This window comes from Streptomyces synnematoformans (assembly GCF_039531005.1).
Classification (GTDB): Bacteria; Actinomycetota; Actinomycetes; order Streptomycetales; family Streptomycetaceae; genus Streptomyces; species Streptomyces synnematoformans.
Map to the genome: position 1 here is coordinate 1 of NZ_BAAAPF010000110.1, position 20640 is coordinate 20640.

Annotated in this window: 23 protein-coding genes and 1 pseudogene; 12 read left to right on the forward strand and 12 right to left on the reverse strand. The window is 71.9% G+C overall.

Annotation, left to right across the window (positions count from 1 at the left end; genetic code table 11):
• The 3 genes and pseudogenes from ABD317_RS17625 to ABD317_RS17635 form a co-directional block, all read right to left on the reverse strand.
• Window positions 1-206, reverse strand: a pseudogene (locus tag ABD317_RS17625) (hypothetical protein); the annotation flags it as partial.
• A gap of 120 nt (window positions 207-326) precedes the next feature.
• Complete coding sequence (fomD, locus tag ABD317_RS17630; RefSeq protein ID WP_344290919.1) at window positions 327-1091, reverse strand: cytidylyl-2-hydroxypropylphosphonate hydrolase; 765 nt, start codon at window positions 1089-1091, stop codon at window positions 327-329.
• A gap of 27 nt (window positions 1092-1118) precedes the next feature.
• Window positions 1119-2555 carry a class II fumarate hydratase gene (locus ABD317_RS17635; RefSeq protein WP_344290920.1) on the reverse strand — a complete coding sequence of 479 codons (1437 nt, stop codon included), beginning with the start codon at window positions 2553-2555 and terminating at the stop codon, window positions 1119-1121.
• Window positions 2556-2730: 175 nt separating this feature from the next.
• Here ABD317_RS17635 and ABD317_RS17640 point away from each other — a divergent pair, with 175 nt between their 5' ends.
• The gene (locus ABD317_RS17640) at window positions 2731-3462 is read left to right on the forward strand and encodes a hypothetical protein (protein ID WP_344290921.1); all 732 of its coding nucleotides are present in this window, start codon (window positions 2731-2733) and stop codon (window positions 3460-3462) included.
• Window positions 3463-3567: 105 nt separating this feature from the next.
• Here ABD317_RS17640 and ABD317_RS17645 read toward each other — a convergent pair whose 3' ends face one another.
• Window positions 3568-5313: a fumarate hydratase gene (locus tag ABD317_RS17645; RefSeq protein WP_344290923.1), complete on the reverse strand. Its 1746-nt coding sequence runs from the start codon at window positions 5311-5313 to the stop codon at window positions 3568-3570.
• 140 nt (window positions 5314-5453) lie between these two features.
• Between ABD317_RS17645 and ABD317_RS17650 the strand changes: the two genes are divergently transcribed.
• Together ABD317_RS17650 and ABD317_RS17655 are read left to right on the forward strand one after the other, a co-directional pair.
• Window positions 5454-6143 carry a DUF1707 SHOCT-like domain-containing protein gene (locus ABD317_RS17650; RefSeq protein ID WP_027754489.1) on the forward strand — a complete coding sequence of 230 codons (690 nt, stop codon included), beginning with the start codon at window positions 5454-5456 and terminating at the stop codon, window positions 6141-6143.
• Window positions 6144-6343: 200 nt separating this feature from the next.
• Window positions 6344-6709 carry a WhiB family transcriptional regulator gene (locus ABD317_RS17655; RefSeq protein WP_027754488.1) on the forward strand — a complete coding sequence of 122 codons (366 nt, stop codon included), beginning with the start codon at window positions 6344-6346 and terminating at the stop codon, window positions 6707-6709.
• 122 nt (window positions 6710-6831) lie between these two features.
• Here ABD317_RS17655 and glpX read toward each other — a convergent pair whose 3' ends face one another.
• Complete coding sequence (gene glpX, locus ABD317_RS17660; RefSeq protein WP_027754487.1) at window positions 6832-7878, reverse strand: class II fructose-bisphosphatase; 1047 nt, start codon at window positions 7876-7878, stop codon at window positions 6832-6834.
• 221 nt (window positions 7879-8099) lie between these two features.
• Between glpX and ABD317_RS17665 the strand changes: the two genes are divergently transcribed.
• A complete protein-coding gene (locus tag ABD317_RS17665) occupies window positions 8100-8627 on the forward strand; it encodes a DUF4245 domain-containing protein (protein WP_344290925.1) in 528 nt (175 codons plus the stop codon).
• Window positions 8628-8666: 39 nt separating this feature from the next.
• Here ABD317_RS17665 and ABD317_RS17670 read toward each other — a convergent pair whose 3' ends face one another.
• Both ABD317_RS17670 and xseA read right to left on the reverse strand, forming a co-directional pair.
• Window positions 8667-8978: an exodeoxyribonuclease VII small subunit gene (locus ABD317_RS17670; RefSeq protein ID WP_344290926.1), complete on the reverse strand. Its 312-nt coding sequence runs from the start codon at window positions 8976-8978 to the stop codon at window positions 8667-8669.
• A 21-nt stretch (window positions 8979-8999) separates the two neighbouring features.
• Entirely contained in the window at window positions 9000-10211 is a 1212-nt protein-coding gene (xseA, locus tag ABD317_RS17675) for an exodeoxyribonuclease VII large subunit (RefSeq protein ID WP_344290927.1), read from the reverse strand.
• Between the two features lie 106 nt (window positions 10212-10317).
• Between xseA and ABD317_RS17680 the strand changes: the two genes are divergently transcribed.
• Complete coding sequence (locus tag ABD317_RS17680) at window positions 10318-11319, forward strand: 4-hydroxy-3-methylbut-2-enyl diphosphate reductase (RefSeq protein WP_344290928.1); 1002 nt, start codon at window positions 10318-10320, stop codon at window positions 11317-11319.
• Here ABD317_RS17680 and ABD317_RS17685 read toward each other — a convergent pair.
• Window positions 11240-11983, reverse strand: coding sequence for a DUF6542 domain-containing protein (locus ABD317_RS17685; RefSeq protein WP_344290929.1), 744 nt, complete (start codon window positions 11981-11983; stop codon window positions 11240-11242). The two genes, ABD317_RS17680 and ABD317_RS17685, sit on opposite strands and share 80 nt — an antisense overlap.
• 182 nt (window positions 11984-12165) lie before the next feature.
• Here ABD317_RS17685 and ychF point away from each other — a divergent pair, with 182 nt between their 5' ends.
• The gene (gene ychF / locus ABD317_RS17690; RefSeq protein ID WP_344290930.1) at window positions 12166-13254 is read left to right on the forward strand and encodes a redox-regulated ATPase YchF; all 1089 of its coding nucleotides are present in this window, start codon (window positions 12166-12168) and stop codon (window positions 13252-13254) included.
• A 734-nt stretch (window positions 13255-13988) separates the two neighbouring features.
• Here ychF and ABD317_RS17695 read toward each other — a convergent pair.
• The 3 genes from ABD317_RS17695 to ABD317_RS17705 are packed head-to-tail and all read right to left on the reverse strand — an operon-like array spanning window position 13989 to window position 15334.
• The gene (locus ABD317_RS17695; RefSeq protein WP_344290941.1) at window positions 13989-14264 is read right to left on the reverse strand and encodes a DUF397 domain-containing protein; all 276 of its coding nucleotides are present in this window, start codon (window positions 14262-14264) and stop codon (window positions 13989-13991) included.
• Window positions 14261-14470, reverse strand: a complete 210-nt coding sequence (locus ABD317_RS17700; protein ID WP_344290931.1) for a DUF397 domain-containing protein — start codon at window positions 14468-14470, stop codon at window positions 14261-14263. Before ABD317_RS17700 ends, ABD317_RS17695 begins: the two co-directional genes overlap by 4 nt.
• A gap of 3 nt (window positions 14471-14473) precedes the next feature.
• Complete coding sequence (locus tag ABD317_RS17705) at window positions 14474-15334, reverse strand: helix-turn-helix domain-containing protein (RefSeq protein ID WP_344290932.1); 861 nt, start codon at window positions 15332-15334, stop codon at window positions 14474-14476.
• Between the two features lie 729 nt (window positions 15335-16063).
• Between ABD317_RS17705 and ABD317_RS17710 the strand changes: the two genes are divergently transcribed.
• The 6 genes from ABD317_RS17710 to ABD317_RS17735 all read left to right on the forward strand — a co-directional run bounded on the left by ABD317_RS17710 (window position 16064) and on the right by ABD317_RS17735 (window position 20189).
• A complete protein-coding gene (locus tag ABD317_RS17710; RefSeq protein WP_344290942.1) occupies window positions 16064-16525 on the forward strand; it encodes an ATP-binding protein in 462 nt (153 codons plus the stop codon).
• Window positions 16522-16854 carry a hypothetical protein gene (locus ABD317_RS17715; protein ID WP_344290934.1) on the forward strand — a complete coding sequence of 111 codons (333 nt, stop codon included), beginning with the start codon at window positions 16522-16524 and terminating at the stop codon, window positions 16852-16854. The genes ABD317_RS17710 and ABD317_RS17715 overlap by 4 nt, the downstream gene beginning before the upstream one ends.
• A gap of 175 nt (window positions 16855-17029) precedes the next feature.
• Window positions 17030-17845, forward strand: coding sequence for a hypothetical protein (locus ABD317_RS17720; RefSeq protein WP_344290935.1), 816 nt, complete (start codon window positions 17030-17032; stop codon window positions 17843-17845).
• Window positions 17846-18137: 292 nt separating this feature from the next.
• A complete protein-coding gene (locus tag ABD317_RS17725) occupies window positions 18138-19046 on the forward strand; it encodes a hypothetical protein (RefSeq protein WP_344290937.1) in 909 nt (302 codons plus the stop codon).
• A complete protein-coding gene (locus tag ABD317_RS17730) occupies window positions 19043-19663 on the forward strand; it encodes an NUDIX domain-containing protein (RefSeq protein WP_344290938.1) in 621 nt (206 codons plus the stop codon). The genes ABD317_RS17725 and ABD317_RS17730 overlap by 4 nt, the downstream gene beginning before the upstream one ends.
• 58 nt (window positions 19664-19721) lie before the next feature.
• A complete protein-coding gene (locus ABD317_RS17735; RefSeq protein WP_344290939.1) occupies window positions 19722-20189 on the forward strand; it encodes a hypothetical protein in 468 nt (155 codons plus the stop codon).
• 55 nt (window positions 20190-20244) lie between these two features.
• On the opposite strand, the gene ABD317_RS17740 is transcribed toward ABD317_RS17735, so the two are convergent.
• Window positions 20245-20550 carry a hypothetical protein gene (locus ABD317_RS17740; protein ID WP_344290940.1) on the reverse strand — a complete coding sequence of 102 codons (306 nt, stop codon included), beginning with the start codon at window positions 20548-20550 and terminating at the stop codon, window positions 20245-20247.
• Window positions 20551-20640 lie beyond the last annotated feature (90 nt).

The window sequence follows — 20640 nt, forward strand, 5'->3', positions numbered from 1 at the left end:
CCGCCGCCCGGGGCGGTCGGCGCGGGCGGCGGGGCCGGCGGGGCCGGCCGTGCGCCGGGCAGCGCGTCACGTGGGTCGGGGATGCCGTCGCCCGGGCTCGCGGGTGCTGCGGTGGGCGACACCGCCTCCTCCGTGCCGGAGGCGGCAAGGGTGTTGCCGGACTCCGTCCGCTCGGCGGCTGCCCGCCGCCTGTCGCGCTCCGTCACGTGTCGGTACCGTCCATCCGGCCGTTCCGCCCAAGTCTCCACAGGGCGGGTTGAGTTGTGGGCACTGCGGTGCTGTGGACGTCGATCCTACGTTTGACCTACCGGGGCGCAGCAAGAGGCTCATGAAGACAAGCGAGCCGGTGTGCGGTCCCAATCCGCCGGAAGAAGCGGAACTGTCCACTTCGGGTCCGGCCGCCAGCGCTCCCAGCCCCCGGAGAACGGCGGCCCCCACGCCTGGACGGCGTCGACCGCCCGTCGGCCGGCCTCCCGTACGGCCGCGGCCCGGGGCGCGGACATCAGGCCCGCCCGCTGGGCCGCGGCGAACTCGTCCTCGTCGCGCCACTCCCAGGAGCGGTCCGCGTGCACGACGAGGTCCAGGTAGTGGTCTTCGGAGTCCACGCCCCCGGACCACCGCACCCGCGGTGCTTCGAGGTTGACGTAGAAGCACTTGAAATTCCAGTCGTTCTCCCAGAAGAGCCAGACGGACCACGGCTCGCCGGGCCGGGCCAGCTTCAGCACGCCGGCGCCGAACCAGCGGGTGCGGTGCGGCCGGTGCGGCTTGGTGTAGCGGGTGACCAGCGGTTCCCGGTGCAGCTCGGTGCCGTCGGCGAGCACGGGGCGTACGCACTCGGTGTCCGGCGCCACCCAGACGGCGAGCGTCTCGGTGTCGTCGCGGACGACGGTGACCGGGCGGCAGACGGCCACGGTACGGCCCAGGGTGCCGTCGCCGGCCGCGTCCGGGGCGTCGGGGCGGCCCGCGCGGTAGCGCCAGAGGATGTGGTCCCCCGGGGCCCACCGGGCCTCCGCGCCGTCCCGGCCGGCCGTCCCGGCACCGCCGTTCCCGCTGTTCCCACCGCCGTCAGTCGTCGCGTCTGCCCCGTGCATCCGCCGATGGTATCCAGCGGCCCCCCGTCACGGCCGGGTCATCCGCAGGACGTCCAGCGCACGGTCCAACTGCTCCTCCGTGAGCAGCCCGCGCTCCACGTAGCCGCCCTCCAGCACCACCTCGCGGATCGTCTTGCGCTCCGCCAGCGACTTCTTCGCCACCCGGGCCGCCTCCTCGTAGCCGAGGTAGCGGTTGAGCGGCGTGACGACGGACGGCGACGACTCCGCGTACTCCCGGGCGCGGGCGGCGTGCGCCGTGATGCCGTCGACCGTGCGGTCGGCGAGCAGGCGGGCGGCGCTGGCGAGGAGCCGTACGGACTCCAGCACGTTGCGGGCGAGGACGGGCAGCATCACGTTCAGCTCGAAGTTGCCCGAGGCGCCGGCGGTGGTGACCGTCACGTCGTTCCCCACGACCTGGGCGCAGACCATCAGCACCGCCTCGGGCACCACCGGGTTCACCTTGCCCGGCATGATCGACGAGCCGGGCTGCAGGTCGGGCAGGGCGATCTCGGCGAGCCCGGTGCGTGGCCCGGAGCCCATCCAGCGCAGGTCGTTGCAGATCTTGGTGAGCCCGACGGCGATCGTGCGCAGCTGGCCCGAGGTCTCCACCAGGCCGTCCCGGGCGCCCTGCGCCTCGAAGTGGTCGCGGGCCTCGGTCAGCGGCAGCCCGGTGGTCCGCGCCACCTCGGCGATGACGGCGGCGGCGAAGCCGGGCGGGGTGTTGATGCCCGTACCGACCGCGGTGCCGCCCAGGGGCAGCTCCGCCAGCCGCGGCAGCGCGGAGCGCAGCCGCTCGACGCCGGCGCCGACCTGGGCGGCGTAGCCCGCGAACTCCTGGCCGAGGGTGACGGGCGTGGCGTCCATCAGGTGCGTACGCCCGGACTTCACCACCTCCGCGAACTCCTCCGCCTTGCCCGTGAGCGCGGCCTGCAGATGCGTCAGCGCGGGGATCAGGTCGTGCACGACCGCGCCGGTGGCGGCGATGTGGATGGAGGACGGGAACGTGTCGTTCGACGACTGGCTGGCGTTGACGTGGTCGTTGGGGTGGACCACCGGCCCGCCGGGGCCCAGCTTCTCCTGCGCGAGGGTCGCCAGCACCTCGTTCATGTTCATGTTCGACGACGTGCCGGAGCCGGTCTGGAAGACGTCGACCGGGAACTCCGCGTCCCAGCGGCCCGCCGCGACCTCCTCCGCCGCCGCCTGCACGGCCGCGGCGACGTCCCCGTCCAGCACGCCCAGCTCGGCGTTGACCTTCGCCGCGGCGGCCTTGATCCGGGCCAGCGCGGCGATGTGGGCGGACTCCAGGCGCAGCCCGGAGACCGGGAAGTTCTCCACGGCGCGCTGCGTCTGGGCGCGCCACTTGGCGCGGGCGGGGACGCGGACCTCGCCCATGGAGTCGTGCTCGGTGCGGAAGCCGTCGGATCCGGGGCGTTCGGCGGGGGACTGGGCGTCGGGCTGGCTCATGCTGCCGAGGATACGACCGCCTACCGACACCGCCCGTGCGCCGAACGGTGGATTCGGCGGGGGACGCCGCGGACTTGCCGCGGCGGCTGCGGCGGGCGTGCGCGGCGGCGCGGTGGAATCAAGCAGGACCGGAAGAAACCGGGAGACATCGGACAGGTTCGGCCCGAGGAGTGACGTGACGACCAGCCTTCGCCCCCGCAGTCCCCGCAGCCCGCACGGCTTCCGCGGCGCGCGCGGCCTCCGCGGCAACGGCATCCCCGGCGGGGTACGCGCCGCCGCGCTCGCCTGCGCCCTGCTCGCCGCCGCCGCGCAGCCGGCGGGCGCCGCGCCCCGTCCGCTGGACGACGACAAGGGGAAGGACGTGCAGGGGGTGTCCGGCCCCGCGATGAAGATCGCCATCGACAACGCGCGCAAGACCTCCGGCCCCGGCCAGGAGGCCACGTACACCATCCGGGTCGCCAGCCTGCAGGACAGGCCGATCAGGGGCATCGAGGTCCGGCACATGCTGCCGGACGGCCTGGAGCTGGTCGAGCCGGGCGAGGGCGGCAGGCTCCGCGGGCGCGAGGTGGTCTGGACCGCGAACCTGAAGGGGCACAAGCACTCCGAGTTCACCGCGCGGACGCGGATGGCGGAGACGGCCTCGACGCAGGGCAACCTGGTGGCGACGGCGTGCGCGTACAAGAAGGGCGCGAACGTCCCGGTGGTGTGCGCGCCGGACATCGACAAGCTCACCGACGAGCCGGCGCGCACCGGCGACGACGGCCGCAACAGCGACGGCGGGCAGCGGGCCGCAGAAGACTCCGAGAGGGGCCTGGGCTACGGGCTGGGCGCCGGCGCGCTGCTGCTCGGCGGCGGGGCCGCGGTGTTCGCGCTCCGGCGGCGGGCGGCGGCACGCCGGCGCGGATAGGCGCGCGGTCCGTGGCGCCGGCGTACCGGCAGGCGCGTACGCCCGCGAGGGGCGCCCGGCACGACCCGGGCGCCCTCGCCGTACGTACGCGCCCGGCGCGCCCCGCTACGGCTGCGCCGCGCCCCGCACCGGGATGCTGGTCACGAACGGCTTCTCCGGTCCGGGGTCGGTGAAGAAGTCGTTCCCCTTGTCGTCCACGACGATGAACGCCGGGAAGTCCTCCACCTCGATCCGCCAGACCGCCTCCATGCCCAGCTCCTCGTACTCCAGGACCTCGACCTTCCTGATGCAGTCCTGCGCCAGCCGCGCCGCCGGCCCGCCGATCGACCCCAGGTAGAAGCCGCCGTGCGCGGCGCAGGCGTCGGTGACCTGCCGCGAGCGGTTGCCCTTGGCCAGCATCACCATCGAGCCGCCCGCCGCCTGGAACTGCTCCACGTACGCGTCCATCCGCCCCGCCGTCGTCGGGCCGAAGGATCCGGAGGCGTAGCCCTCGGGGGTCTTGGCCGGGCCGGCGTAGTACACCGGGTGGTCCTTCAGGTACTGCGGCATCTCCTCGCCGGCGTCCAGCCGCTCCTTGATCTTCGCGTGCGCGATGTCGCGCGCCACGACGAGCGGGCCGCTGAGCGACAGCCGCGTCTTGACCGGGTACTTCGTCAGCTCCGCCCGCACCTCGGCCATCGGCCGGGCGAGGTCGATCCGTACGACGTCGTCCACGGGGGCCGCGGAGGCCGCGGAGGCCGCCGTGCCCGCCGTGCCCGCCGTGCCCGAGGTCAGCTCCGCGGCGGTGGTGTCGGGCAGGAAGCGCGCCGGGTCGTGCTCCAGCTGCTCCAGGAAGACGCCCTCCGCCGTGATCTTCGCCAGCGCCTGCCGGTCGGCGGAGCAGGAGACCGCGAGGGCCACCGGGCAGGACGCGCCGTGCCGCGGCAGCCGGACGACGCGCACGTCGTGGCAGAAGTACTTGCCGCCGAACTGCGCGCCGATGCCGAGGGTCTGCGTCAGCTCGAAGACCCTGGCCTCCAGCTCGGTGTCGCGGAAGCCGTGGCCGGCGGGGGAGCCCTCGGTGGGCAGCGAGTCGAGATAGTGCGCGGAGGCGTACTTCGCGGTCTTCAGCGCGTACTCGGCGGAGGTGCCGCCGACGACGATCGCGAGGTGGTACGGCGGGCAGGCGGCCGTGCCGAGCGAGCGGATCTTCTCCGTCAGGAAGCGGAGCATCGACGCCTCGTTGAGGACGGCCTTCGTCTCCTGGTAGAGGAACGACTTGTTGGCACTGCCGCCGCCCTTGGCCATGAAGAGGAACCTGTACGCGTCCCCGTCGGCCGCGTACAGCTCCACTTGCGCGGGCAGGTTGTTGCCGGTGTTCTTCTCGTCCCACATGGTCAGCGGGGCCATCTGGGAGTAGCGGAGGTTGAGCTTCGTGTACGCGTCGTACACCCCGCGCGACAGCGCCTCCTCGTCCCGCCCCTCGGTCAGCACGTGCTGGCCGCGCTTGCCCATGACGATCGCGGTGCCGGTGTCCTGGCACATGGGCAGCACGCCGGCCGCCGAGATGTTGGCGTTCTTCAGCAGGTCGAGCGCGACGAACTTGTCGTTGGCCGACGCCTCGGGGTCGTCGCAGATGGCGCGCAGCTGGGCGAGGTGCGCGGGGCGCAGGTAGTGCGAGATGTCGTGCATCGCCTCGGCGGCGAGCAGCCGCAGCACCTCGGGCCGGACTTCGAGGAACGTCCGCCCGCCGGCCTCGACCGTGCGTACGCCCTCCGTGGTCAGCAGGCGGTACGTCGTGGTGTCCGCGCCGAGGGGGAGGAGGTCCGTGTACTGGAACGCGGGGCTGGCGGGGCGGGCGGTGGCGGTCATCGCGTTCCTCTGCGTGTCGGTCGGCGGCGGCGGTGCGCCCTCCAGGTTAGGACGGCGGTGCGGGGGCGGCGGCGCGAGGTGCCCCTCCCGGCCCGGACGGACTCTAGTCACGATGTATCGCGTTTGGTTACGCTGGTGCCGTGGACGAGACCTCGCGCGACAACGCCCCCGTGCCCGCCGCCCAGCCCTCGCTGTCGAAGAAGCCGGTCGCGGAAGGAGAGCTGCGCGCCTCCGACGCGGACCGCGACCGGGTGGCCGACATCCTCCGCGAGGCGCTGGCCGAGGGGCGGCTGGACCCCGAGGAGCACGCCGAACGGATCGACGGCGTGTACCAGGCGAAGACCGTGGGCGAACTGGAGCCGCTGGTACGCGACCTGCCCGTGGGCCGGCGCGAGGCCGGCGCGGCGGCGGCTCCGCCCCCGCAGTCGTACCCGCCGCCGCAGCCGCAGACCCTCGTCGCGATCTTCAGCGGCTCCGGGCGCAAGGGCCGCTGGAGCGTGGGCCGCAGGACGTCGGCGTTCGCGCTCTTCGGGGGCGTGGACATCGATCTGACCGAGGCGGTCTTCCACCAGCAGGAGATCGTGATCAACGCGACCGCCATCTTCGGCGGCGTCGACATCAAGGTCCCGGAGAACGTGTCCCTGCGCGGCTCCGGCACCGCCATCTTCGGCGGCTTCGACGTGCAGGCGCAGGAGGCGGACGACCCGCGTGCGCCGGTGGTGGTCGTGACGGGCTTCGCCCTCTTCGGCGGGGTGGACGCCAAGGGCAAGAAGGGCAAGTTCCTGAAGAACCTGACGGACCGGATGCGCAAGCACGGGCTGGGCCACTGAGCCCGCCGGGCCGCCCCAACTGCCCCCCGGAGACACGGAAGGAGCCCCTCCATCCCGGGTGGCGACTCGGCGCATAAGCGCGCGCACAGCGGGTAGAGCACGTGCATCGTCTCCTCCGTACGGCTGCAGGTGCGAACGGTCGTACGCCCAGCGAGACGGCTTTGTCCCTGATCCGCCAACGCCGTCGTCAGGAGTGGACCGTGCTGCAGTCCCACCAGCAGTCCCTGCAGGAAGCCCGGGTGCCGATCCAGCGCTCCGGCCGGCGGGAAGAGGGGGATCCCTGGCACACGGAGGCGGTGTGCAGGCGGGACGAGGCCGCGCTGTTCTTTGCACCGTCGAAGGAACCGACGGCCGACCGGCTGTCGCGCGAGGCCGCCGCGAAGCGGGTCTGCGCGCGCTGCCCGGTGATGGTCGAGTGCCGCGAGCACGCGCTGCTGCTGCCCGAGCCGTACGGCGTCTGGGGCGGGCTCACGGCGGCGGAGCGGCGGGTCGTGCAGGCCCGGCGCCGCCGGCGGGACACCGCGGAGAAGCTGACCGCGCCGCGGGGGATAGCCCAGGCGGGCTGAGGCGGTCCGCGAGGTCTGGGCAAACGGTTCTGCCGGCCGCGTCCGGCGGGCTCGTACGCCCCTGCGCCCGTACGTCCGTACAGCCCGCCGGGCCGGTTACTCCGGTTACCCGGTTACTCCGGTTACTGGGGCCGGTCGAAGTCGATCGAGCTGTACGCGCGCAGCTTCGACAGCCGGTGCTCCGACTCGATCTGCCGGATCGTGCCGCTCTTCGACCGCATCACCAGCGACTGCGTGTAGGCCCGGTCGGCGCGATAGCGCACGCCGCGCAGCAGTTCCCCGTCCGTGATGCCGGTGGCGACGAAGAACACGTTCTCGCCGCTGACCAGGTCGTCGATGAGCAGCGTACGGTCCAGGTCGTGGCCGGCGTCGAGTGCCCGCCCGCGCTCCTCGTCGTCCCGCGGCCACAGCCGGCCCTGGAACGTGCCCCCCAGGCACTTCATCGCGCACGCCGCGATGACCGCCTCCGGGGTGCCGCCGATGCCGAGCAGCAGGTCGACGCCGGTGCCGTCGCGGGCGGTCATGATGGCGCCGGCGACGTCGCCGTCGGAGATGAACTTGATCCGCGCCCCGGCCTCGCGGATCTCCTGCACCAGCCCCTCGTGGCGCGGCCGGTCCAGCACGCAGACCGTGACGTCCTGCGCGGTGCCGCCCTTGGCCTTGGCCACGCGGCGGATGTTGGCGGCGACGGGCGCGTTGATGTCGACGTACTCGGCGGCCTCGGGGCCCGTGGCGAGCTTGTCCATGTAGAAGACCGCGGCCGGGTCGAACATGCCGCCCCGCTCGGCGACGGCGAGCACGGAGACGGCGTTGCCCATGCCCTTGGCGGTGAGCGTGGTGCCGTCGACCGGGTCGACGGCCACGTCGCACTCGGGGCCGGTGCCGTCGCCGACGCGCTCGCCGTTGAAGAGCATCGGGGCGTGGTCCTTCTCACCCTCGCCGATCACGACGACGCCGTTCATCGAGACCGTGCTGACCAGGGTGCGCATGGCGCGTACGGCGGCGCCGTCGGCGCCGTTCTTGTCGCCGCGGCCGACCCAGCGGCCGGAGGCCATGGCGCCGGCCTCGGTGACCCGGACGAGTTCCAGGGCGAGGTTGCGGTCGGGGGCCTCGGGGGCCACCTCCAGCTGCTCGGGGAGGTGGTGGGGAGTCTCGTGGGACTGCGGCATCCGGGGAGGACCTTTCCGCTCGGTCGACGGACTTCGGGGGCGGGCGGGGCGCGGGAGCGGGGAGTAGGGGTATAGGGGGCTCGATAGGGGGTGGCACGAGCCTATCGGTTTATCGCCATTTTGAGCACACCACCCCTCGGATGAGCGGGTCGTGCCGCTCCGTCCCGGCGGGTGCCCGCCCCCGGGGAAGGGGCCGCTCCGGGATGAGGGACCATAGAGGGGTGGCAGACAGGAACAGCTTGCGGACGGTGCGCAACCTCGTGGGCGCACTGACGATCACCTGCGGCGTGGCGCTGGTCGTCTACTTCGGCGCCATCCCGCGCGGGGACGACGGCAACCAGATGGCGGCCGTCTCCTACACCCAGGAGCTGGGTCAGGCCCGCCGCGCCGCGCCGTTCCCGGTCGTGGCACCGGTGGGGCTGCCCGACGAGTGGCGGGCCAACTCCGTGACGTACCGCGGCACCGGCGACCACGGCACGACGTGGCACCTGGGCTTCGTCACGCCCGACGACGAGTACGTGGCGCTGGAGCAGGGCAGCGAGAAGTCCGCCGGCTTCGTCCGCAAGGTCACGCGCGGCGCGCGGGCGACGGGCGAGAGCCGGCAGGTGGCCGGCGAGGAGTGGGCGCGGTACGAGGGCAGGACGTACGACGCGCTGGTGCACGAGGGCGACGGCGTGACGACCGTGGTGACCGGCACGGGCAGCCTGGAGCAGATGGAGCTGATGGTCAAGGCGCTGAAGGAGAAGTGAGCGGACGCCGCTCCCTGCCGATGCGGAAGTGAGCGGGCGTCAGCCCGTACGGCCCGCGCCCCCCGGCCCGGCCGCCTCCTCCTCGCCCGCCACGTCGCCACCCTCCCCCTTGTCTTCCTCTTCCTCCCCCTCCGCTTCCTCGTCCCCCGACTCCGCCAGCGCCGCGTCGAGCCGCTCGCGCGCGCCGTCCAGCCACTGCCGGCAGATCCGCGCCAGCTCCTCCCCGCGCTCCCACAGCGCCAGGGACTCCTCCAGGGTCGAACCGCCGGACTCCAGCCGGCGCACGACCTCCATCAGCTCGTCCCGCGCCTGCTCGTAGCCGGGAGCCCCCCGGTCCTTCGTCTCCGCCATGGCCCCCACCTTAGGACCCGCCTACGACACCGGCCCGACCGTGACACCGAACTCCCCGTCGGCGACCCGGGCGCGCAGCTCCTCGCCCGCGCGCACCTCGTCCGCCGCCCGCACCGCCGAGCCGTCCCGCCGCTGCAGCACCGCATAGCCGCGCTTCAGGGTGGAGGCGGGGGAGAGGGCGACGACCCGGGCGCGGGTGTGCTCCAACTCGGAGTCGGCGCGGTCCAGCCGGTGCGCCAGGGTGCGCCGGCTGCGCGCCAGCAGCGCGTCCACCACCTCCGCGCGCTCGTCGACGATCCCGTGCGGCTCGGCCATCGACGGCCGGCTCATCCACGCCGCGAGCCCGCGCTCCTCGCGGTCCAGCACGCCCGTCAGCACGCGCAGCGCGCGCAGCCGCAGCTGCTCTATCCGCGCGTGCTCCTCGCCGACGTCCGGCACGGCGTCCTTGGCGGCGTGCGTGGGCGTACGGGAGCGGAGGTCCGCGACATGGTCCAGCAGCGGGTTGTCCGGCTCGTGGCCGATCGCGGAGACCACCGGCGTACCGCACGCGGCGACGGCCCGCACCAGCTGCTCGTCCGAGAACGGCAGCAGGTCCTCCACGCTGCCGCCGCCGCGGGCGACGATGATGACGTCCACCTCCGGATGGCCGTCCAGCTCCTGCACGGCCTTGACGATCTGCGGCACCGCGTGCACCCCCTGCACCGCCACCGGCCGCACCTCGAACCGCACCGCCGGCCACCGGTGCCGCGCCGTCTCCAGCACGTCCCGCTCCGCCGCCGACGCCCGCCCCGTCACCAGCCCGATACGGCGCGGCAGGAACGGCAGCGGCTTCTTGCGCTCCGGCGCGAACAGCCCCTCCGCGGCCAGCGCCTTCTTCAACCGCTCCAGCCGCACGAGCAGTTCGCCCACGCCCACGGGGCGGATCTCGGCGGCGCGCAGCGAGAGCTGACCGCTCGGCGCGTACCAGACGGGCTTGGCGAAGACGACGACGCGGGCGCCTTCCTGTATGACATCGGCCACCTTGTCGAAGACGTCGCGGAAGCACGTCACGGTCAGGGAGACCTCCTGCGCCGGGTCGCGCAGCGTCATGAAGACCACGCCGGCGCCCGGCCGCCGCGACAGCTGGGTGATCTGCCCCTCCACCCACAGCGCGCCGAGCCGGTCGATCCAGCCGCCGATCTTCCGCGAGACCACCCCGACGGGCATGGGGGTCTCGGCCGTGTTCACCGCCATGGCCCCGAGCCTAGCGGCGGGGTACGACACCCGGGCGGCTCCGGCGGGCGGCACATTCGCGGCCGCGCCCTCATGCCCCGGAGGGGGCGTTCCGTACCATGGCCCTATGACTGCCTCAAGCACCCCGCAGCCCGCCCGCCGCGTCCTTCTCGCCGCTCCCCGGGGCTACTGCGCCGGCGTCGACCGGGCGGTGATCGCCGTGGAGCAGGCGCTTGAGCAGTACGGCGCACCCGTGTATGTGCGCCACGAGATCGTGCACAACAAGTACGTCGTCAAGATGCTGGAGCGCAAGGGCGCCGTCTTCGTCGAGGAGACCGCCGAGGTGCCGCCCGGCAACATCGTGATCTTCTCCGCGCACGGCGTCGCCCCCGTCGTGCACGAGGAGGCGAAGCAGGGCCGGCTCGCCGCGGTCGACGCGACCTGTCCGCTGGTGACGAAGGTACACAAGGAGGCCGTCCGGTTCGCCAAGGACGACTTCGACATCCTCCTCATCGGCCACGAGGGCCACGAGGAGGTCGTCGGCACCTCGGGCCAGGCGCCGGAGCACGTCCACCTCGTCGACGGCCCGGAGGGCGCCGAGCAGGTCGAGGTGCGCGACCCCGAGAAGGTCGTCTGGCTGTCGCAGACCACGCTGTCGGTGGACGAGACCATGGAGACCGTCGACCGGCTCAAGAGCCGCTTCCCCAACCTGCTCGACCCGCCGAGCGACGACATCTGCTACGCCACGCAGAACCGGCAGGTCGCGGTCAAGCAGGTGGGCGCGGAGTCCGACCTCGTGCTCGTCGTCGGCTCGCAGAACTCGTCGAACTCGCAGCGGCTGGTCGAGGTCGCGCTCGACGCCGGCGCCGCGGCCTCGTACCTGGTCGACGGGGCGGAGGAGATCGACGAGACGTGGCTCGACGGCGTGGCGACGGTGGGCGTGACGTCCGGGGCGTCGGTGCCGGAGGTGCTGGTCGACGGCGTGCTGGAGTGGCTGGCGGAGCGCGGCTACGCGGACGTCGACCTGGTGCAGCCGGTGGACGAGCGGGTCACCTTCTCCCTGCCGAAGGAGCTCCGCCGCGACCTGCGCGCCGAGGCTGCCGCACTGGGCGCCGGCGGGGCGGGCTGACCGCGGCGGGCTGCTGGTCCGGGACCCGGTGCCGCGGCCGGGAGTGCGCCGCCCGCCGCGCCCCGGAGGACGACCGCTCGGGAGGCCCGCCGGATCCGTCGGCGCCGCCGGCCCCGCCGGAGCTGCGCCGTACGGCGAGCAGCGCGAAGTGCCGCAGCAGCGCGACGGCGGCGGCCAGCAGCGTGCCCGCGTAGAGCCACGGCGCCTCCAGGGCCAGGGACGTACCGGCGGCCATCACGTGCGAGGTGACGCCGCCCGAGCCCTCGCCGACGGCCAGGGTCCCGGCGGCGAAGGCGATCGGCATCGCGATCGGCGCCGCGACGACGTCCGCGGGCCGCACCCACAGCGCGCAGCACACCGACAGCACCAGGAACACCACCCCGAAGAGCACCGGCGCGGTCCCCATCGCCACCTGCACGAACGTCCCCGTACCCAGCATCACCGCCGCCGCCAGCAGCCCTCCGCCGGCCGCCGTCAGCCGCGGCCCCGCGGGCCGCAGCAGGGTACGCACCACCGGCGGCACGGGCCGCCGCGCCGCCGCCCGGTACACCCCGGCGCTCTCCTCCGCCCCGGCGCCGCCGCCCGCGGGCTCGCGCGCCGGTCGCGGGACGTGAGCCCGCCGTCGCTCTCCGTCGGGATCCGTGTTCGTACGGTGATGCTGCATCGCTCCACGGTAGGCCCCCGGGCAGCGGAAACGGCGGGAGGGGCACAGAATGCGCTCATTCGGAGTGCCGGGATCCCGCAGGCCGCACACGCTCCGGGCGCGTCGCGGGCACCCGTAGAATCGACAGCCGGGTCCGCCGCGCCGCGACCCCGTCCCCGTACCCCGTACCGGAAGTCGCTCACGTGTCGCTCACGATCGGAATCGTCGGCCTGCCGAACGTCGGCAAGTCCACCCTCTTCAACGCCCTGACCAAGAACGAGGTGCTGGCGGCCAACTACCCGTTCGCCACCATCGAGCCCAACGTCGGCGTCGTCGGCGTCCCCGACCCCCGCCTCGCCACCCTGGCCGGCATCTTCGACTCCCAGCGCGTCCTCCCGGCGACGGTCGACTTCGTCGACATCGCCGGCATCGTGCGCGGCGCGAGCGAGGGCGAGGGCCTGGGCAACAAGTTCCTGGCCAACATCCGCGAGTCCGACGCGATCTGCCAGGTCATCCGCGCCTTCCGGGACGAGAACGTGGTCCACGTCGACGGCAAGGTCTCGCCCCGGGACGACATCGAGACCATCAACACCGAGCTGATCCTCGCCGACCTGCAGACCATCGAGAAGGTACTCCCGCGGCTGCAGAAGGAATCCCGCATCAAGAAGGACCTCGCCCCCAAACTCACCGCCATCGAGGAGGCCCAGACCCTCCTCGAAGCCGGCCAGACCCTCTTCGCCGCCGGCATCGCCCAGGGCACCGAACGCCACGCCCCCCTGCACGACCTGCACCTGCTGACGGCGAAGCCGTTCCTCTACGTCTTCAACGTCGACGAGGACGAACTGACCGACGAGTCCTTCAAGGACGAACAGCGCGCCCTGGTCGCCCCGGCCGAGGCCATCTTCCTCAACGCCAAACTCGAATCCGAACTCGCCGAACTCGACGAGGCCGACGCCCTCGAACTCCTCCAGTCCGTAGGCCAGGAAGAACCCGGCCTGGTCACCCTCGCCCGCGTCGGCTTCCGCACCCTGGGCCTGCAGACCTACCTGACCGCCGGCCCGAAGGAGGCCCGCGCCTGGACCATCAGGAAGGGCGCGACGGCCCCGGAGGCGGCGGGCGTGATCCACACGGACTTCCAGAAGGGCTTCATCAAGGCGGAGGTCATCTCCTTCGACGACCTGGTCGCCACGGGCTCGGTCCCGGAAGCCCGCGCAGCGGGCAAGGCCCGCATGGAGGGCAAGGACTACGTGATGCGCGACGGCGACGTAGCGGAGTTCCGCTTCAATGTATAGGCCACGCAATACCGTGGCTCTGTCGAAATAGCAAATCCCCAGGTCAGCCGTGGGCGGTCCGGTTTTAGGCCGCCCGCGTGCGCGTACGGTGGCTGGATTTTGGCTGGATAGTCTGACGGCTCGTCACCTGTCGTCATCTGTCGTTCTCCGCACGCTGGCTGGATATTGGCTGGAGAGCACAGAAGGGCGAGCAAGTGCAGGGGGACACGTGTACGCCGTTTTACGCCTGGGTCGTGCGATCAATCGGGGGGATCGCCGTCTCGGCGGCCGGCGTGTGTGAACGGCGCTTTCGCCGTCCGCGTGGGCCGCTGGGTGGGGTGCCGGTCGGCCATTCCGTTTCCCCTCGGTGTCCTCGGCAGGGGACCCAGACCCATGGGAACGGGGTGCGAAACCCGGAGAGCCGGGGTCAGCTAGTGATCACCAACACGGTCCAGGTCAAGCGGTAGGCCGTCCAAGGCACCTTGCCCGGCGAGGCCATGTACTCCAAGAGCGTCGCTTGTCGCTGGGCATACCTCCACCACCGGCATCCGGAAGGCTATACCGAGCGGAGTCGCGGGGGGGGGGATACCGGTTGTACCTGCCCGAACTGAGTAGGGAAGAGCGCGAGGCCAGCGCCGCCGTGCGATCAACGGGCGCCCGGTCGGCGTTTGACGAGCGGCAGATGCGCGAAGTGAAGGAGGGGGTGGTACCCATTAGCCAATGGGTACCACCCCTCCGGTGTTGTCGTTGACTACTCAAGACGGGTCGAACTCTCCGCCTTTCGCTCCGTCTGCCAAGCACACCCACACGTAGCGGCTCACGATGAAGGGCGGGTCCTGCAGGTCCTCGTTGTCGCGGAAGGCGATCTTTCCGTCATCGAGGAATGCGACCTCGATGCATCGGCCGTTGTCTCCTCTGGAGGCCCTGGCTTTGGACCACCTGGCGCTGGACGGGTTGACTTCCGCCGGGCGGTCAGGGGAGCCAGTGGGCTGATCATTAGCTCTCCTCTGCGGCAGGTAGAGTGCTGTCAGCGAGGGGGGTCGAACTCACCGTTCTTGGCGCCGTCGAGAAAGCACGCCCATACGTGGGCGGTCACGACGAACGGCGGGCTGTCGGGGGCTTCGTTGTCGCGAATCGCGACGCGGCCGTCATCGAGGAGGGCTACCTCCAGGCAGCCGTTGGCGGTCTCGCTCAGGCTGGCCTTGCGCCACGCCACCTTGCTCAGGTCTGGAGTCATCCGTTACATCTCCTCAAGTGCGCGCTCCAGGAGCCGCACTGACTCGCTCTCGTCCAGCGCTATGCCGCGTAGGTCACCGAATGTGGCGTCAAAACGCCGTGTGTCGTGGGGCTTTTGCATGTAGAGGTTCCCGCCGGGTGTGTCCATGTAGACGGCCCCGGGTTCGGTTGGGTCGGGGAAGTCCAAGATCGTGAAGGAGCCGTTCAGCGAGGCATGTGCGCCCTTGCTGAACGGGAGCATCTGAAGCGTGATGTTCGGGACGTTCCGAGCACAGTGGATCAGGTGCTCGACCTGGGCGCGCATCACTTCGGGCCCGCCGATCGCCCGTCGCAGGCATGCCTCGTCGAGCACGACGAGCAAGGCGAGCGGCTGGGGTTCGCGTCGCAGCACCTCTTGGCGGCGGGCGTGGAACGTCACGAGATTTTCGAGTTCGTCGACCGGTGCGGTGGGGCGCCCCGCTCGCAGGACAGCGCGCGAGTACTCCTCGGTGCGCAGCAGGCTGTGAACCAGTGCCAGTGCGTACACGCGCAGCGTGGCAGCATCCGCCTCCAGCCCGATGTACGTGGTTAGAGTCGAGGGAAGGGTGTCCTCGAATGCCTCCCACCAGCCCTGTTCAGGACCCTGTCGCAACAGGTTCAGCAGCGCCTCGCGAACCTCGGCGGGGGTGCCGTAGGCGTCGAGGAGCCCCTTGAGTTCGATCAACTGAGGCTTCCTGCTGCCGTTCTCGATCCGGCTAATGGTCGAGTCGGAGCGCTCGATTGCGTGCCCCGCGTCCTCGATCGTCAGCCCGGAATCTTCACGCAACTTCCGCAGTTCTCTGCCGAGCCGCCGCAGACGCATGGTCAGGTTCGGCGAACGGGACATGCGGCGGCCTCTCTTCCTCATGCTGTTGCCTCTCATCTTGCCTCACCACAGGGTCAGGGCGTAATCGCCCGGTACGTCCAATTTTTGATCACTGAAGATTGTGAATCTTCTCAGTGCAGTTGCTAGCAGAAGTTTCTGCTCCCATACTGGCAGAGACAACGAGGCGTAGCGCTCTGATCACTTTCTGATCGCTTGCGTCTCGGCCGACCCGAGAGCGAGGCGCCTCATGATCGGCTCGATGCAGGCTGCCGAGGCGAGCAGCCCCCGAACGACCCCTGGCCATGTGCCCTGCGCCGATGCCCTACGCACGACCAGCGGGTTAGGGCTTGACGTGCTGGATCGGCTGCGGCGGGCCTGTGTACCGCTCGGTCTGGTGGCCGTTATCTCTGCCCGGCAGGCGGTGGAGTTCGTAGTCTCCGCGGGGACCGCTGGACCGTGGCCGGCGCTGCCGGGCACGACGTGCGTGCCTGCGTGTCGTACGCGCTGGCCGGCGCCTGGGTCGGTGACGGGTCGTCGGTGGCTGGTTGCGCCCGGGGCGTGCTCGGTGCGGTGGACCGATCCCGATGCGCTGTGTGTGGCGGTAGGGGCCGCGTTGCTGCGGCGCGCGGTGGTGCCGGTTGCGGCCGGGCAGGTGTGCTCGTGATCGGGCAGCGTGTGACCGTCGCGGATGTCACGTGCGATCTCCTCGCGACGCGGGCTGATGCTCGTCTCCGCCGCCCCCGCGGGTGCGTGGTACTGCCGGGCGGCTGCGCCCGGACGCCGGCCACCGCGCGGACGCTGGTGCGAACCTGGCTGCTGGCCTGGGGGATCCCGGACGCGCAGACAGACGACCCAGCGCTGATCGTCACGGAGCTGACGACGAACGCTGTGGTGCACACCGAAAGCGCCGGGATCGTCGTGGAGGTGCAGATCACCGGCCGGGGGCAGCTGCGGCGGCTGAGGATCCGGGTAAGCGACCAGGGCCCGCACAGCGGGCCTATCCGGATCCCCCCGGCGGTCGATCCCGACGGCCCCGGCCTCGGCGACGTGGACGAGTCCGGCCGGGGCCTGGCGATGGTTGACACCCTTGCGCATCGATGGGGGGCGGTCCGGATGCACCCGGGCACTCGTGTCTGGGCGGTGTTGCTGCTCCCCGCGGAGTCGTCCTCGGCACCCGCGCCGCCCGTCGCGACGTCGGGGGGCGGGCGGTGAGGCTCCGTGAGGCGCTTGCGACGGCGTATTGGGCTCTGAAGGCAAGGCGCGTCCGCCGCCGCTACCCCGAGTGGTACCGGCGGCTTGACGCCGCCCGCCTGGTGCCGACACGTGACCCGACGTCCGAGGACCTCACTGCGGCGGAGGAGCGCCTTGTCCGCCGGGTCGCCGAGCGGCTCGAAGGCCGTGTGATCGCCGAGTTGGAGTCCCGGCGGGTAGCTCGGGAGTCGGCGCTGCTGTTTCCGCCCGAGCGGTCCGCGGCCGGCTTCCGCGCGCTTCTGCTCCGGTTGCGCCGGCGCGAGGACGGCGACGACGAGTCGGCGGCTTGATGGCCGTCTCGGAGCGCGGTTTGCGCGGTCCGGGACGGATCATCGACCACTTCACACCGAGAAAGCAGAGAGACGAGAGATGAAGGATCCGGGCAGGTTGGTTGATGTCGTCCTGTGGGCCCTGGGAGACGCTGACGAAGAGGGCTGCTCTTCGGATGAAAAGTGGGAGCAGGCCATGGGCCTACTGCGCAGAATCGGCCCGGATGTGGTGCTGCTGTCCGGCTCGAAGCTCGCCGAGACCGGACAGATCGACCTGGGGATGCCGGGGGCGGTGTCCGCGCCGTCGGGGGAGGACGGCGAGGAGCGCGACCGGACCGCCGTGGGGGTGGCTATCAACCCCGAGGTCTTCAGCGCGGCCGGGGCTGCCGAGACGCGGTCCCGGGCATGGTGGGACAACCCCGTCCGTATGCCGGTGGAGCTGAACATCGCCCCCGGAGCGGGGGAGCTGCATGTGGTGTCGTTCAGCATGTGCCAGCACGCCGCCGGATGGCGGGAGGGGGAGGCCGGGTGGCTGACCGGTCTGGTGCGCGACGGCGCGGTCATCCTCGCCGGCGGCCCGACCGCGAGCTACCCGCAGCAGCGCGACCACAAGATCATGCTGCCGGACTTCTCGACGAGCGGCGATGCCGTTCAACGCGCTCACCGCACCCGCACCGACGGACTCGGATGGTGGGCGGACACCGTGCCGGATGCGGTCCTGGCCGGCGGTGACCCGGCCGTCTACCAGGACCTCGCCCGCTACGCCGCCCGCCACTGCAAGCTCCCGGATGCCGTGGATCCCACCGTCGCCGCCAACGCCGTACGCGACGCCGGCCAGCGCACCACCCGCGTCTACGGCTCCGGCGGGGTGGCCGGCGCGGTCCACAGCGTCGTCTTGCTGCCGGAGACCGACACGCGTCGTATCTCCCCGCACCGGCTGGTGATCACGCGGCTGCACCTGGACCGGCTCGTCCGTCTGCTGTCCGAGAGGTCTCCCACCCCGGCCGTCTGACCGCCGGCGCCGCCGCATGACCGGTATCGACCACGGGCGAGCAACTGCGGTCGATCGCCGTCGGGTTCGCACTCGGCTCCGTGCTGTTCATCGCGGCGGCGAATCTGCTCGCGCGGCTGCTGATGTAGCAGCCCCGCAGGCCCGGCCCCGCAGGCTCCGCCCTGCACCCGAAGGGCGGACGGCCCGCCGTCTCCGTGGCGGGCCGCGAACCGCGGGACCCGGAGCAGCTTTCCATCGTGCTGCTCCCGGGCCCGCGGCCGACGACTCTACGACACAGGAGCACGGAGCGACCTTGACCAACAAGAAGCACCCCGCCCGGGCGGGACTGCGCAGGCTGCAGCTGATCAACCTGGCCATCGGCCCTCACCGACCGGTGGAGGCATTTGAGTGGCTGGCCCGCCAGGTCCCGGATGTGCTGTTCTGCCAGCAGATCCCGCCGGAGGCGATCAACGACCTGGCCGACGTGCTGGGGATGACCGGCTACCCGGCCGCCACTGCCGAGATGGCCCCGAAGCCTCGGACCGCGGTCTATGTGCGCACGGTGGAGCAGGGCGGCCGGCTTGTGGTCGAGTCCTCCGCTGAGGACTGCGGCTCGCTCTACCACCCGCGGTCCGGCATCGCGGTCCGGCTCGTGGTGGAGGGCCGACCGAGCCGCCGGTGGTGGCGCCTTGCTTCCGAGCAGTCCTGCCCGGACAACTCCACGATCCGGCTGGAGGAGGCCGACTGGTGGGTGCGCTGGCTCACCGGGGAACACGGCAAAGACGACGGGGACCGCGAGGACGGCGGCCAGCGGCTGTGCACCGTGGGCGGATCATGGCACTCCTTTCCGGTCGGCGACACCCCGACGACCATCTCGCGCACCGTGCTCCCCGCGCGCCGCAGCTATCTCGGCAGCGACGGAAAGCGGCGGCCTGACGACCGGCCCGACGACGCCTTACACCAGGCCGGATACTGCGACGCCGCCCGCTGGGCACGCCGGCGGTTCCGCCAGCCACGCGCCGTGGACTTCACCGAGCGCCTCGGCCCCGGCGGTGGCGGGTCGGGCCGCACCCACCGCATCTACCTCAGCGAGGAACTGGTGCCCGCTATCTCCTCCGTGCGAGTCGGCTCCATCGCCGATGTCGGCGGCACACCGCTACCGGTCCGCGCCGAGTTCTGGACTCAGCACCTTTACTCGATCATGAACAGGCGGACGGCATGAACACGACGGATCCCGGCCCAGGCCACGTCCTCACCGCGGCGATGGTGCTGACCGACGTCCGGCGCAGGGTCCTGCTGGTGCGCCGGCTTGGACGTGACCAGTCCTGGACGCTGCCCGGAGGCATCGTGGGACCGGAGGATTCGCCCGGTGAGGCAGCTCAGCGGCAGGTGGCGCGCCAGCTCGGTATTCGAGTCGAGCCTGTGACCCTGCTGACGGTGCACTGCATCCGCCGACACGGCCAGCCTGGCCAGCTGGCGTTCACGTTCTTGGGCGTCCAGCTGGCCGCCCGCCATCTCACCGCCATCACCCCGCGCCGACGGCTGATCAGCGCCTGGTGCCTGGAGGAACACGGCCGCGCGTGCGCGCTGCTTCCGGAGCACATAGCCGACAGGATCCCCGGCCCGATCCGCCCGGGGGTCCCCTCCACCGCCTATCTGGAGACCATCCCCCGCCGGCCGGGGGTCTCCTCGCGTGATTCCGCCCCCGGCCGGACCGGGCCCGCACGACCGCAGACACACCACCCTGCCCGGCCACTGCCCGACCGCCACCCGGCGCCGGCACCGAACGCCCCGGCCACGATCCGTTCGTACTGCGAAGGGAAAAGCAATGATCAATAACGGTGACAGCGATCCGACGGGCCGCTCGGCCGCAGGCGGCTCAGCCGAGGAACCGGCGGTGCGCGTCATGAGCTTCAGCTTCGCACGCGGCCCGCTCCCCTTCCCCGGTACGGATATCACGCTCGACCTGCGTGAGCAGTTCGGCGGTTCGGAACGGGAGCCCGACGACATCGCCGCCCCCTCCGGCGCGACCGTCTGTGACGCATGCGCCCAGGTGGAACTGAAAACGGAAGGCGCTGCGGAAGCTGCGGACCTGGTCGAGGGCATCATCCCTCTGGTGGCGGCCTTCCGTGGCGGGACGGGCGGCGGGCCGGTCACCGTGGCCGTGGGATGTGCCGACGGGCAGCTGGCCGCCACCGTCGCTACCGCGATGCAGCGGAGGATGAACGGCCTGCTCACCGTGACGGTGGAACACCTCATCCCCACGGCCGGGCCGGGGCCGAGCACGCTCCACGACCCCCCTGCTCCGCCCCAGTCGGCGGGGGCAGACGGCCCCTGCCCTCAGGCCCCGCGGCAGACCGACTGAAACCCCTCACCGTACGAGCGATACCGCAGTGGCCGGTGGCCGGGTTTCCGTTCCGCTACGCAGTGCGGGCCAGGAAGTCGCGGACAGCGGGCGTCGACCGGTGGGCGTCGAGGCGGGTGCGTAGTTCGGTGAGGGTGGAGGTACCGCGGACGGAGGTGACGCCGCCGAGGTGGTCTATGGCCTGGTGGGCGTTCTCCAGCGCGCCGTCGAGGTCGCCGACGGCGATGTGGGCTTCGGCGGTGCGGGCGTGGCGCAGGGCCGCGGCGCGCGGGTAGGCCTGGGTGTTGTAGCCCTCGGCGCGGTGGGCGGCGGGGATGGACTCGTAGTGGGTCAGGGCCGTGCGGGGCTGGTTGAGGTTCATGGCGTTGCTGGCGGCCCAGCCGTGGAGTTCGCCGATTATGTTGGCACTTCAATCTGTCTCACAGATCACGCAGTTACGTGGGTGCAACTG

Excerpts from the sequence above, each read along its gene's own strand:
- ABD317_RS17705 (WP_344290932.1), bottom strand. The coding sequence starts at position 15,334 with ATGTCCCGTTCGCCGAACCTGACCATGCGTCTGCGGCGGCTCGGCAGA.
- ABD317_RS17730 (WP_344290938.1), top strand. The coding sequence starts at position 19,043 with ATGAACACGACGGATCCCGGCCCAGGCCACGTCCTCACCGCGGCGATG.
- ABD317_RS17645 (WP_344290923.1), bottom strand. The coding sequence starts at position 5,313 with ATGACCGCCACCGCCCGCCCCGCCAGCCCCGCGTTCCAGTACACGGAC.
- ABD317_RS17685 (WP_344290929.1), bottom strand. The coding sequence starts at position 11,983 with ATGCAGCATCACCGTACGAACACGGATCCCGACGGAGAGCGACGGCGG.
- ABD317_RS17680 (WP_344290928.1), top strand. The coding sequence starts at position 10,318 with ATGACTGCCTCAAGCACCCCGCAGCCCGCCCGCCGCGTCCTTCTCGCC.
- ABD317_RS17740 (WP_344290940.1), bottom strand. The coding sequence starts at position 20,550 with ATGAACCTCAACCAGCCCCGCACGGCCCTGACCCACTACGAGTCCATC.
- glpX (WP_027754487.1), bottom strand. The coding sequence starts at position 7,878 with ATGCCGCAGTCCCACGAGACTCCCCACCACCTCCCCGAGCAGCTGGAG.
- ABD317_RS17700 (WP_344290931.1), bottom strand. The coding sequence starts at position 14,470 with ATGACTCCAGACCTGAGCAAGGTGGCGTGGCGCAAGGCCAGCCTGAGC.
- ABD317_RS17720 (WP_344290935.1), top strand. The coding sequence starts at position 17,030 with ATGGGCCTACTGCGCAGAATCGGCCCGGATGTGGTGCTGCTGTCCGGC.
- fomD (WP_344290919.1), bottom strand. The coding sequence starts at position 1,091 with ATGCACGGGGCAGACGCGACGACTGACGGCGGTGGGAACAGCGGGAAC.
- ABD317_RS17670 (WP_344290926.1), bottom strand. The coding sequence starts at position 8,978 with ATGGCGGAGACGAAGGACCGGGGGGCTCCCGGCTACGAGCAGGCGCGG.
- xseA (WP_344290927.1), bottom strand. The coding sequence starts at position 10,211 with ATGGCGGTGAACACGGCCGAGACCCCCATGCCCGTCGGGGTGGTCTCG.
- ABD317_RS17635 (WP_344290920.1), bottom strand. The coding sequence starts at position 2,555 with ATGAGCCAGCCCGACGCCCAGTCCCCCGCCGAACGCCCCGGATCCGAC.